Source organism: Phytomonospora endophytica, from assembly GCF_014202425.1.
Classification (GTDB): Bacteria; Actinomycetota; Actinomycetes; order Mycobacteriales; family Micromonosporaceae; genus Phytomonospora; species Phytomonospora endophytica.
Window position 1 is genome coordinate 390,933 of record NZ_JACHGT010000007.1, and the last position, 11,333, is coordinate 402,265.

An 11,333-nucleotide genomic window follows, 5' to 3' on the forward strand; every position below is an offset into this window, starting at 1 on the left:
GGTCGGGTGGCGGCCCCGAACCTACCTCAGCGCTGCTCGCTCTCACCGCGCACCAGATGCACCGCCGTCCCGGGTTCGATCCGGTGCGCGCCCGCGCGGAAACGGCGCAGCGCCAGGAGGGCCACGTCGTCGTTGATCCGCGGGGCGAAGCGGCGCAGGTCCTCCCAGACACCCCGGGTGAGCCTGGCCAGCGGCGGCGCCGCCCCCGTGGTCAGCTCGGCGAGTCTGCGGTCGAGCGGATAGAAGCGACCGTCGCCGTCGCGTGCCTCCAGAACGCCGTCGGTGCAGGCGAAGAGGACATCGCCGGGGTGCCAGTCGAGACGGACGGCCCGCGGCTTGGTCGGCACGAGAGCGCCGAGGCCGAGGGGCGGGGCGGCCTCGGTCTGGACGCGGCGGACGACGCCGCCGCTGAGGACGTAGGGCGGGATGTGCCCGCACACGACGAGTTCGACGCCCCCGTCGGGCAGGAACCCGAGGAGCAGGGCGGTGGCGAACTGCTCGGTGTCGCGGTCGGCGTTGTCGATGGTCAGCCGCCGTTCGAGCCGCTCGGCGACCTGCACGAGCGTCGGCACGTCGAGCACGGCCTCGTGAAAGGCGCCGAGCAGCGCGGCCATGTTGGACACCGCGTCGAGGCCGTGGCCTTTGACGTCGCCGATGATCGCGCGCACGCCGTGCGGTGTCTCCCGCACGTCGAAGAGGTCGCCGCCGACGATGGCGTCCCGCTGGGCCGAGCGGTACAGGGCGGCGCACTCGACGTCGCCGACCCGCCCGCTCAGGCGGGGCAGCACCGCCAGCTGCACGGCCTCGGCGATCGAGCCGACCCGGTTGAGCCGCCGGTCGTAACGCGTCCGCGCGGTGGCGGCGAGCACCCCGACGACCGCCACACCGAGCACAACGAGCAGTTCGTTGTGCCCGGTGAGGCCGATCCCGGCGACGTCGGGGTCGTGCTCGAACAGCCAGGCCGCGATCGCCACGGCGGCCACGCCGTACACGGCCGTCATGACCGGACCGCACGCGACGGCGGCCAGCAGTGGCGCCGCCGCGACCAGGAACGTCAGGCCCACGCTCTCCGGGCTGAGGTACTCCAGCACGGCGGCGATGACCAGGACGGGCAGGGGGATCCATCGCAGCCACTCCGGCGGCGCCTGACGGCTGAGCGCGTCGTAGTCGTACGGCACAGATCCCCCTGACCGTTTCGCTACCCGCATTCAATCCCGAAAAGGGCGCAGGCCGGGGTGAAAGGGCAGATCAGGGCGTGTTTCGCACCGCCAATGCCCGTCGCAGCTCGTCGGTGGCGTCGATGAGGGTGCGACGCAGCGCCGGCGGGAGCGGCTCGTCGCCGAGCAGCTTCCCGGCGGCCACGGCCGTCGCCTCGCTCACCACGCACGACGGGTAGGCCGAGCGCACGACCGCGGTGCCGACCTGCGGGCTGAGGAGCCCGAAGATCGCCGGGATCTCGGTGAAGTAGCGCTCGACGTAGGGCGCGCAGACCTCGGTCTGCTCGGGGTGCCAGAAGCCGTCGGCGATGGACAGGGCGATGCGCCCGGAGACCTGTTCGCCGCCGGTGAGCAGCCGCCACGCCTCGGCCTTGGCCTCGGGTGTGGGCAGGGCCGCGCGGATCCGGGCGGCCCATTCGGTGCCCTGCGCGCTCGGGTCGCGGCCGGCCTCGGCGGCGATCGCCGCTTCGTCGGCGTGCCCGAGGACGACGAGCCGGTACAGGACGGCCCAGCGCAGATCGGTGTCCAGGGCCAGGCCTTCGGGGGCGTTGCCCGCGAGCCAGCCGGAGAGTCGTTCGCCGTCCTCGGTGCAGGCGATGAGCAGGCGCGCGGCGGCGAGTTGCCGGGCACCGCCGGGTTCGGCGGCGTCCATGGCCTTGTCGCAGGCGTCGACGAGCGAGGCCGCGGCCTCCGGGCGGGCCTCGGGGGCGAGGAAGCGCGAGGTGAGCGAACCGGTGATGTAGCGCGCGAGATCCTCGAAGACGCTGGTGTCGGTCTCGGTGGGCAGCCCGGCGAGGATCAGCGCGAGGGCCTCGGGGGCGGACAGGTCCGCGTCACGGGAGGCGTCGGTGACCGCCGACCAGATCAGCGCCCGCGCGAGGGCGTCGTCGAGGACCGGGAGGAGTTCGGGGAGCAGGGCCCGGCCGTGATCGTCGAAGCGGATCTTGGCGAAGGTGTGGTCCCCGTCGTTGAGGACGAGCAGGCCGGCGGCCTCGCCGTTCAGGGCGGGCACCGGGGTCTCGGCGGTGTCCTGGACGTCGACCGTGACGCGCGTGGCCGTGACGCCGTCACCGTCGAGGCGGTACACGGCCGCGCCGATCCGGTGCGGGCGCAGGGTCGGGTACTCCTCGGGCGCGGTCTGGACGATCGTGACCTCGCGGTAGCGGCCGTTCTCGATGACCGTGCGGGGGCGCAGGGTGTTGACCTGGGCCCGGCGCAGCCAGGCCGTCGACCAGGCCGACAGGTCGCGGTCGGCGGCCTTCGACAGGGCGGCGAGGAGGTCGGCGAGTGTGGCGTTGCCGAAGGCGTGGGTCTGGAAGTAGTCGCGCAGGCCCGCGAGGAAGGGTTCGTCGCCGAGCCATTCGACGAGCTGCTTGAGGACGCTGGCGCCCTTGGCGTAGGAGATGCCGTCGAAGTTGGACAGCGCGCCGGCGGTGTCGTTGACGCCTTCGGGCGCGACGGGGTGTGTGGAGGGCCGCTGGTCGGCGGCGTAGCCCCAGCCTTTGCGGCCGACGGCGAAGCCGGTCCAGGCGCCGGTGAACTCGGTGGCCTCGACGGCCACGCGCCAGCCCATGTACTCCGCGAAGGACTCGTTGAGCCAGATGTCGTCCCACCAGCGCAGGGTCACCAGGTCGCCGAACCACATGTGGGCCATCTCGTGGGCGATGACGACGGCGCGGTCCTGGCGCTGGGTGGTGGTGACGGCGCCGCGGAAGAGGAACTCGTCGCGGAAGTTCACACAGCCGGGGTTCTCCACCGCGCCCCAGTTGAACTCGGGGACGAAGGCCTGGAAGTAGTTCCCGAAGGGATACCGGACGCCGAAGTGCTCGTGGTACCAGTCGAAGCAGGCCCGGGTGATCGCGAAGAGCTCCTCGGCCTGCTCGTCGAGGTGTGCGGCGAGCGCGCGGCGGGACAGCAGGCCGAGGGGCACGCCGTCGTGTTCGGCGAGGATCACGTGGTAGCGGCCCGCGACGAGGGTCATGAGGTAGGTGGAGATGGGCTCGGTCGGCGTGAACGCCACCTTGCCGTCGGCACGGCGTGTGCCGTCGCCGTTGGCCCACACGGTCCAGTCGGCGGGCGCGTCGACGGTGAGGGTGATGGGTGCCTTGATGTCGGGCTGGTCGAAGCAGGCGAAGATGCGCGGGGCGTTGTCGAGCCCGGCCATGGCGTAGAGGTAGACCTCGCCGTCCTCGGGGTCGACGAAGCGGTGGAGGCCTTCGCCGTTGGTGGAGTACTCCATGGTGGCCTCGACGACGAGTTCGTTCGACGCGGCGAGTCCGTCCAGGAGGATGCGGTTGTCCACGATGGAGGAGGGGTCGAGGGCGGCGCCGTTGAGGGTGACGGCGTGGACCTCTTTGGCGCGGACCTCGGCGAAGGTGCCCGCCGCCGGGTCGGCGCTGCCGAAGCGGATCACGGTCGTGGAGCCGTAGCCGGCTCCGGGGTCGTCTCCGGTGAGGTCGAGGTCGATCTCGTAGGAGTCGACGTTGATCAGCGCGGCTCTGGCGACGGCTTCGTCGTGAGTAAGGCTCGGCATTCCCCTAGGGTACGAATCCGGCCGGGAAGATCGACTGGTCCTTCATACGCTGACAACTGAATCTTCGGTGGAACGGTCGCGGAAGGTGCGGCGGTAGGCGCCCGGCGCGACGCCGACGGCGGCGCGCATGTGCTGGCGCAGCGAGGTTCCGGTACCGAAGCCGGTGCGGACGGCGACCTGGTCGACGGCGAGGTCGGTCGATTCCAGGAGGCGGCGGGCGGCGTCGAGGCGTTGCACGGCGAGCCATCGGGCGGGGCTCTGGCCGGTCTCCTCGCGGAAGCGGCGGGTGAAGGTGCGGCGGCTCATGCGGGCGTGGGCGGCGAGTTCTTCGAGGGTGACGGCCCGGTCGAGGCGTTTCAGCGCCCAGGCGCGGGTGGCGGTGGTGCCGGTTTCGGGGACGGCGGGCACGGGCCGTTCGATGTACTGGGCCTGGCCGCCGTCGCGGTAGGGCGGGACGACGCAGCGGCGGGCTGCCTGGTTGGCGATCTCGCTGCCGTGGTCGCGGCGGATGAGGTGGAGGCAGGCGTCGATGCCGGAGGCGACTCCGGCGGAGGTGAGCAGGTCGCCGTCGTCGACGTAGAGGACGTCGGCGTCGACCTCGACGCGGGGGAAGAGACCCTGGAAGTGTGCGGCGCTCTGCCAGTGGGTGGCCGCACGGCGGCCGTCGAGGAGCCCGGCGGCGGCGAGGTAGTACGAGGCGACGCAGATCGACACGACGCGCACGCCGGGCCGGATCCGGGCGAGCGCGGCGGCGACCTCCGGCCGCAGTTCGCCGGTGGTGTAGACCGGGTCGCCGTCGTCGTGCGCGGGCGGGATGACGATGGTGTCGGCGGTGTCGAGGGCGTCGGGGCCGCGGTCGGGGGTGATGGCGAAGTCGGCGGCGGTGCGCACGGGCCCGCCGTCGAGGGTGCAGGTGACGGTCTCGTAGAGCGGTTTCGCTCCGTCGGGGGCCGCGGCCTGGAAGATTCGCGAGGGGATGCCCAGCTCGAAAGGTATGACGTGGGGCAGGGCGAGGACGGCGACCTGGTGCGGAACGGAACCGAGCATGGCCCGATTCTTTCACACAACGACCCACGGGCCATTTACCGGCGGTGCCGCGCGGCCGCAGGCTGGAAGCGCGCACCGGGTGGTGCGCGGTCGAGGAGGAGAAGACATGGCGAAGATGCGCGCGGTGATGCCCGGGCCCGGCGGCCTGGCCGTGGCCGAGGTCGAACGGCCGGAGGCCGGGCGGGTGGAGGTGCTCGTGCGGGTGCACGCGGCGAGCGTCAATCCGGCCGACGTGAAGCTGGTCGCCAACGGACGCTCGACCGGCGCGCCGCCCGAGATCCCCGGCTTCGACGTGTCCGGCGTGGTCGAGGCCGTCGGTGAGGGCGTGCGGCTGTTCCAGCCGGGCGACGAGGTCTTCGGCATGATCCGCTTCCCGCACCCCGGGCGCGCCTACGCCGAGTACGCGACCACCCCGACCCGCCACCTGGCGCTCAAACCCGCCTCGATCGACCACGTTCAGGCAGCCGCGCTGCCGCTGGCGTCGCTGACGGCCCGGCAGGCGCTCGTCGACACCGCCGGCGTCCGACCCGGGCAGCGCGTCCTGATCCACGCCGCCGCCGGCGGGGTAGGGCATCTCGCCGTTCAGCTGGCCAAACGGCTCGGCGCGTACGTGATCGGCACCGCGAGCGCACCGAAGCACGAGTTCCTGCGCTCCCTCGGCGCCGACGAGGTCGTCGACTACACCGCCGTCGACTTCACCGAAGCCGTCAAGGACCTCGACGTGGTCATCGATCCCATCGGCGGTGACTACGCCGAACGCTCCCTGAGCGTCCTCAAGGACGGCGGTGTGCTCGTCGACATCCTGCCGCCCGGCTCACCCAGCCTGGTGGAGCGCGCGGCGGCCCGCGGCATCGCCGCCGGTTTCATGCTCGTCGAACCCGACCACGCCGACATGCGCGCGATCGCCCGCCACGCCGACGAGGGCCTGCGCGCCGAGATCGACACCGTCGTACCGCTCGCCGAGGCACAACGGGCCCACGACCGTGTCGCGACGGGCCGCGCTCGGGGCAAGGTCGTGATCACCGTCCCGTGACACCGTCGCGTCCGGCGCGGCCCGGACCGTGCACGGTCCGGGCCGCGTCAGACGCGCACGCGGGCGAGCTTGTCGGGATTGGCCACGCAGAAGATGTTGCGGACACGCCCTTCGTCGTCGAAGTCGAAACTGAAGGTCGCGTACGGGACACCGCCCACGAGCGCCACCGCGCCGAACTCGCCGTTGACGTCGCGGTATACGACCTCGGTGCCCGGGGGGATGTCCTTGGCGGTGACGGCGTAGGCCCGCGCGGCCCGCTCCCCACCGTGGATCGGCTTGAGGTTGCCCTTCACGCGACCGTCGGTGTCGGTGACGACCGTGACGTCGGGCGCGAGGATCTCCAGCAGGGACGCCAGGTCACCGTTGAGGCTCGCCGTCATGAACCGCTCGGTCACCTCCCGCTGCTTCTCGCGGTCGCCCGTGAAGCGCGGACGCTGCTCGGTGACATGCGCCCGCGCCCGGCGCACCAGCTGCCGGACCGTCGACTCGCTGCGGTCGAGGGCCTCGCCGATCTCGCCGTGCCCGAAACCGAAGGCCTCGCGCAGCACATAGGCGGCCCGCTCCAACGGCGACAAGGACTCCAGCAGCACCAGCATCCCCAGGGACACCGAGTCGCGCAGAGCGGCCAGTGTCCCCGGGTCACCGGTCCCGGCGATGACCGGGTCCTCCTCGGTGCTCGGCTCGGGCAGCCACGAACCCGTGTACCGCTCGTGCCGCGCCGCCGCGCTGCGCAGACGGTCGAGACTCAGCCGCGTCACCACGGTCACCAGGAACGCGCGCGGATTCTCGATGGCCTTCTCCGAGCTCGCCTTGTCCCACTTGGGCCAGGCGTCCTGGACCACGTCCTCGGCTTCGGTGTAGCTGCCGAGCATGCGGTAGGCGACGGCGCGGAGCACCGCGCGGTTCTCTTCGAAGACCTCGATCACGGCGCCCACCCTAGCGGTGCGCGAGCGCCGCGGCGGGGCGGATCCTGCGGTGCGGGAGGTAGGGGCCGGGGTGTCCGAAGAGGAACATCGCCGAGTTGAGCACCAGGTCCTTGTACCAGACCGCGACCCGTCCGCGCAGGACCGCGTCGCGCGCGGACTCGTCACCTGCGTGCACGAACTGGATGACGGCGTCCTTGCGGCCGAGGCTGACGCACTGGTGGATGTGGCGGAACGTGAAGGCCTCGGGCTCCTCGCCGCCGATGAGACGCGCGAGCGCGTCGGCGATGTAGGGGCCCTGGAAACCACCGACGCGGCAGCCGTAGGCGAGCGCGTCGCCCCAGGTCCCGGCGAGCGCGGCGGCGTCGCCGATGACGTGGATCTCGGGGTGGGACACCGAACGGAGGCGGTCGTCGACGAGGGCGCGTCCGGCGCGGTCGACGGCGAGGCCGGATTCGGCGGCGAGTTCGGGGACGTCGAAGCCGCCGGCCCACACGCAGGCGTCGAAGTCGACGGTGGTGCCGTCGTCGAGGCGCACGGTGCCTTCGGTGATCTCGGTGGCGGCGTTTCCGGCGATGATCTCGATCCCGAGGCGCGCGAAGGCCTTGTCGATGTGCTTCTTGGCGCCCGCCGAGAGCCATCCGCCGGGTTCCCCGCGGGAGACGAGCTTGACGGTGAGGCCCGGGCGGGACTCGGCGAACTCGGTGGCCGCCTCGATTCCGGTGAGTCCACCGCCGACGACGACGAGGGTGCCGGTCTCGCCGACGGCCGCGGCGAGCGCCGGGGTGGTGGCGGGGTCGAGGACGTGGGCGTGTTCGCGGATACCGGGGACGGTCGTGGTGTCGACACGGCTGCCGAGGGCGTAGACGAGGGTGTCGTAGCCGAGTTCGCGGCAGCCGTCGGCGGTGGCGACCTCGACGGTCCGCGCGCCGGTGTCGATCCGGTCGGCCCAGCCGAGAACGAAGTCGACGCCGGTTCCGGCGAGCAGCCCGTCGAGCGCCGGCGACGGCGGGGTCTGCCCGGTCGCGGCCTGGTGCAGGCGGGGCCGCTGGACGAAACCGTCGCGGGCGTTGACGAGGGTGACCGACACGCGTGCGGTGTCGACCCGGCGGGCGAGGCGGGTGGCGGCGGTGAGTCCGGCGTACCCGGCTCCGAGGACGACGACGCGGTGTTCGATGTTCATGACCTGCTCCTTGCGGTTCGTTTCGGCAACGGTTCGACAAGGAGACGGGGAGCCCGCCGAAAGCGTGACATCGACGCTCACCCAGGGAAGAACACGTCCGTGAGCAGGCGCCCGTCGGCGAGGAGGCCCCCGTCGACGGGCAGGATCAGTCCGGTGATCCAGGCCGCGTCCCCGGAGGCGAGGAAGGCCACCGCGGCGGCGATGTCCGCGGGCTCGCCCGGACGGAACATCGGATAGCGGGTGCCGATGCGCGCGATGACCTCCGGTTCCCACGCGCGGGTGCGGATCGAGCCCGGCGCGACGAGATTGACGCGGACGGAACCGTCGAGCCCCGCCGCCCGCCGCGAACGCGGCGAGTACTCGACCGCGAGGTTCTGGGTGAGGCTCTGCAAACCCGCCTTGGCCGCCGAATAGGCGACCTCCCCGAAGGCCGCGATCCCGTTGATCGACCCGACGGACACGACATTGCCGTGCGGTGAGTCGAGCAGATGCGGCAGCGCCGCCTTGACACAGCGGAACGCGCCCAGCAGCGTCGGATCGGCCTGCCGGTGCCACTCCTCCTCTTCGAGATCCTCGAAACGCGACCAGCCCGCCACGCCCACGTTGTTGACCAGCACGTCCAAGCGTCCCTGCGCCTCGACGGCGCTCGCGACGGCCGCGTCGACGCTCTCCCGGTCGGTCACGTCGCAGGCGACGGCCACGACCGTCGCGCCCCCGGCCGACAGTTCGGCGGCGGTCGCCTCGGCCGCTTCCACATCACGGTCGGCGATGGTCACCACCGCACCCTCCGACGACAACCGCGCGGCCACGGCCCGCCCGATCCCGTGCGCGCCTCCCGTGACGAGAACCGCGTGCTCGGCGAAACGCCCCATGGCAGACACCTCCGGGTCGATGGATTGGTCCACAGTAGAGGCTTTCCCCGGATCAGTGAAGAACCCTGCCTCTTCCTCCCGCGCACTATCCAGAGTTGATCAATGCCTGGTAGTTTCCCGTCGATTCCCCAGCCGGCGCGTGGAGGCCCGATGCTCACCACCCTGCGACGGGTGTTCGGCGACGCCGTCTACCGCCGCTACCTCACCCTGCTCATCCTCACCGGCGCCGCCGGATCGGCCGGAATGCCGATCGTCCCGCTGTTCCTCCTGCGAGAACTCCACGCCGGCCTCGCCGAGATCGCCGTCATCACCCTCTCCGGCCTCCTCGGCATCGCGCTCAACCTCCCCCTCGGCCGCCTCAGCGACCGCCTCCACTCCCGCCGGAAACTGATGTTCGCGCTCGCCGTGACCATGTGCCTCGGCTGGGCCCTCCTCGGCTTCGCGCCCTCGTTCTGGACCGCCGTCGCGATCTACGCCGTACTCGTCGCGGCGCCCTCGGGCACCCTCAGCGCCCAGATCTTCGCCTCCCTCAGCGACACCATGCGCCACCGCGAAGAACCCCGCCCCTCCACCATCAACGCCACCCTCCGCGGTGGCTACTCCTTCGGCTGGATCGCCGGACCACTGCTGAGCACCGCCCTGGCCGCCACCTCCGGACTCCAGGCCGCCTTCTGGATCGCCGTCGCCGCCTACGCCGCCGTCGCCGCACTCACCCTCGTCCTCCGTGAAACCACCGCCCCGCCCTCCACCGACAACACCACGGCCGCCGGAACCCCCCGCGCCTCGATGCTCCCGCTCGTCCTGTTCGCCTGCGGCCTGTGCGCGGTCTTCTCCGGCGAGATGCTCCGCGGCGCCTACCTGTCGATCTACGTCGTCGAGCACCTCGGCCAGAGCACCCTCGTCTTCGGCGTCCTCGCCTCCTCGGCGGCCGCCATCGAAGTCGGCGTCTTCCCCCTCATGGGCTCCCTCGCCGACCGCTTCGGCATCCGGCGCGTCATCGCCGCCGCGCTCGCCGTCGGCGTGGTGGCCTACGCGATCCTGGCGTCGAGTACGCAGATGTGGCAGGTGTGGTTGTTCTACGACCTCCAGATCGTGCTGTTCGTCGCGACGACCGGGCTCGGCCTCAGCTACGCCCAGAGTCTCGTGCCGGGCAGGGCGGGGCTGGCCTCGGCGACCTTCTTCAGCGCGCAGACCGCGGCGAAACCGGTGAGCGGTCTGGTCGGGTTCGCCGGAATCGGCTCGCTGGGCCTGCCGGGGATCTTCTGGGTCCCGGCGGTGCTGTGCGGGCTGTGCCTGGTGGTCTTCACCGCGACGGCGCTGCGGTCGCGCCGGGTTCAGGTGCGCGAGACGGCCGGAGCCCCGCCGGGCTGAACCGCGCGTTCGCCGGGCTCGGTGAGTCCGCGCGCGAAGAGCCACCCGGCAACGGCCGTCGGCACGAGCACGATGAGCGCGGTGGCGAGCATGGTGGCATCGGCGAGCGCGCCGAGTCCGGGGGCGGCGACGCCGCCGATGCTGACGGCGAGGCCGAGGGTGACTCCGCCGGCGGTGCCGACGCGGTTGGGCAGGTAGTCCTGGGCGAGGGTGACGTTGAGGGAGAAGGGCACGTAGAGGGCGATCGCGGCGGCCGCGACGAAGAGGTAGACGGCGGGGCCGGGGATGAACACGACTCCGGCGACGGCCGGGATCGCCGCGAGGCAGGCGGCGCGGGCGACGGGGACGCGTCCCCACCGGGCCGCCAGGCGCCCGCCGAGGACGGTGCCGACGGCCCCTCCGGTGAAGAGCACGAAGAGGGCCGAGGCGCCCGTGCCGGGGCCGCCGCCGGTGCGTTGCTGGACGTGGAGGGCGACGAAGGCGCTCAAGCCGACGTAGACGATGGATCGGCAGATCACGGCTCCCGACAGGCGCAGGAAACCCGGCCAGTCGTCGCGTCCGGCGCGGTGGGCCTTGGCGCGCGCACCGGCTCGGGCTCGGGTGAGGGAGCGCATGACGGTCAGCGTGATCAGGCCGCCGAGGACGGCCGGGGCGAGCAGGAACGGGGTGGCCCGGAGTCCACCGGCCGACAGGATCGGGGTGACGGCGATCGGCGCCAGGGCGAAGCCGATGTTGCCGCCGAGGGAGAACCAGCTCATCCCGATGTGACTGTTCCCGCTGACCAGGCGGGCCAGGCGGGCCGATTCGGGGTGGTAGGCGGCGACGCCGAGCCCGCACAGGGCGATGGCGAGCCAGGTCGTGAGGTAGGAGTCGCCGACGCCGCTGAGGCCGAGCCCGAGCCCGGCGGTGGTCATGCTGACCGGGAGGAGCCAGGGCATGGGGCACCGGTCGCTCAGGATCCCGAAGAGGGGCTGGACGAAGGACGACAGCAGCGTGGCGGCCAGGACGATGCCGGACACCGCGGCGTAACCGTAGTGGCGTTCGGCGTCCAGGAAGGGCACGACGGCGGGTACGGCTCCCTGATAGAGGTCGACGCTCGCGTGGCCGGCGGCGAGGAGGACGATCCGGTGCCTGTTGCTTGTCACGTTCCGATC

9 protein-coding genes are annotated in these 11,333 nt (G+C 72.2%); 2 read left to right on the forward strand and 7 right to left on the reverse strand.

The window, feature by feature from the left end; translation table 11 throughout:
* Window positions 1-26: 26 nt before the first annotated feature.
* The 3 genes from HNR73_RS18395 to HNR73_RS18405 form a co-directional block, all read right to left on the reverse strand.
* Window positions 27-1,178 carry a PP2C family protein-serine/threonine phosphatase gene (locus HNR73_RS18395; protein ID WP_184788720.1) on the reverse strand — a complete coding sequence of 384 codons (1,152 nt, stop codon included), beginning with the start codon at window positions 1,176-1,178 and terminating at the stop codon, window positions 27-29.
* 70 nt (window positions 1,179-1,248) lie between these two features.
* Window positions 1,249-3,750 carry an aminopeptidase N gene (gene pepN / locus HNR73_RS18400; RefSeq protein WP_184788721.1) on the reverse strand — a complete coding sequence of 834 codons (2,502 nt, stop codon included), beginning with the start codon at window positions 3,748-3,750 and terminating at the stop codon, window positions 1,249-1,251.
* 42 nt (window positions 3,751-3,792) lie between these two features.
* Window positions 3,793-4,797: a GlxA family transcriptional regulator gene (locus tag HNR73_RS18405; protein WP_184788722.1), complete on the reverse strand. Its 1,005-nt coding sequence runs from the start codon at window positions 4,795-4,797 to the stop codon at window positions 3,793-3,795.
* A 106-nt stretch (window positions 4,798-4,903) separates the two neighbouring features.
* Between HNR73_RS18405 and HNR73_RS18410 the strand changes: the two genes are divergently transcribed.
* A complete protein-coding gene (locus HNR73_RS18410) occupies window positions 4,904-5,830 on the forward strand; it encodes an NADP-dependent oxidoreductase (protein ID WP_239122396.1) in 927 nt (308 codons plus the stop codon).
* A gap of 47 nt (window positions 5,831-5,877) precedes the next feature.
* On the opposite strand, the gene sigJ is transcribed toward HNR73_RS18410, so the two are convergent.
* The 3 genes from sigJ to HNR73_RS18425 all read right to left on the reverse strand — a co-directional run bounded on the left by sigJ (window position 5,878) and on the right by HNR73_RS18425 (window position 8,808).
* On the reverse strand, window positions 5,878-6,756 hold the full coding sequence (gene sigJ, locus HNR73_RS18415) for an RNA polymerase sigma factor SigJ (protein ID WP_184788723.1): 879 nt from the start codon (window positions 6,754-6,756) through the stop codon (window positions 5,878-5,880).
* A 10-nt stretch (window positions 6,757-6,766) separates the two neighbouring features.
* Window positions 6,767-7,936 carry an NAD(P)/FAD-dependent oxidoreductase gene (locus HNR73_RS18420; RefSeq protein WP_184788724.1) on the reverse strand — a complete coding sequence of 390 codons (1,170 nt, stop codon included), beginning with the start codon at window positions 7,934-7,936 and terminating at the stop codon, window positions 6,767-6,769.
* A 77-nt stretch (window positions 7,937-8,013) separates the two neighbouring features.
* On the reverse strand, window positions 8,014-8,808 hold the full coding sequence (locus HNR73_RS18425; protein WP_184788725.1) for an SDR family NAD(P)-dependent oxidoreductase: 795 nt from the start codon (window positions 8,806-8,808) through the stop codon (window positions 8,014-8,016).
* 150 nt (window positions 8,809-8,958) lie between these two features.
* Between HNR73_RS18425 and HNR73_RS18430 the strand changes: the two genes are divergently transcribed.
* On the forward strand, window positions 8,959-10,179 hold the full coding sequence (locus HNR73_RS18430; RefSeq protein WP_184788726.1) for an MFS transporter: 1,221 nt from the start codon (window positions 8,959-8,961) through the stop codon (window positions 10,177-10,179).
* Here HNR73_RS18430 and HNR73_RS18435 read toward each other — a convergent pair.
* A complete protein-coding gene (locus tag HNR73_RS18435; protein ID WP_203686981.1) occupies window positions 10,143-11,324 on the reverse strand; it encodes an MFS transporter in 1,182 nt (393 codons plus the stop codon). The two genes, HNR73_RS18430 and HNR73_RS18435, sit on opposite strands and share 37 nt — an antisense overlap.
* Between the last annotated feature and the right edge of the window lie 9 nt (window positions 11,325-11,333).

Bases quoted from the DNA above. Each gene is read 5' to 3' on its own strand.
- pepN (WP_184788721.1), bottom strand. From the start codon at position 3,750: ATGCCGAGCCTTACTCACGACGAAGCCGTCGCCAGAGCCGCGCTGATC.
- HNR73_RS18410 (WP_239122396.1), top strand. From the start codon at position 4,904: ATGGCGAAGATGCGCGCGGTGATGCCCGGGCCCGGCGGCCTGGCCGTG.
- HNR73_RS18420 (WP_184788724.1), bottom strand. From the start codon at position 7,936: ATGAACATCGAACACCGCGTCGTCGTCCTCGGAGCCGGGTACGCCGGA.
- HNR73_RS18405 (WP_184788722.1), bottom strand. From the start codon at position 4,797: ATGCTCGGTTCCGTTCCGCACCAGGTCGCCGTCCTCGCCCTGCCCCAC.
- HNR73_RS18430 (WP_184788726.1), top strand. From the start codon at position 8,959: ATGCTCACCACCCTGCGACGGGTGTTCGGCGACGCCGTCTACCGCCGC.
- HNR73_RS18425 (WP_184788725.1), bottom strand. From the start codon at position 8,808: ATGGGGCGTTTCGCCGAGCACGCGGTTCTCGTCACGGGAGGCGCGCAC.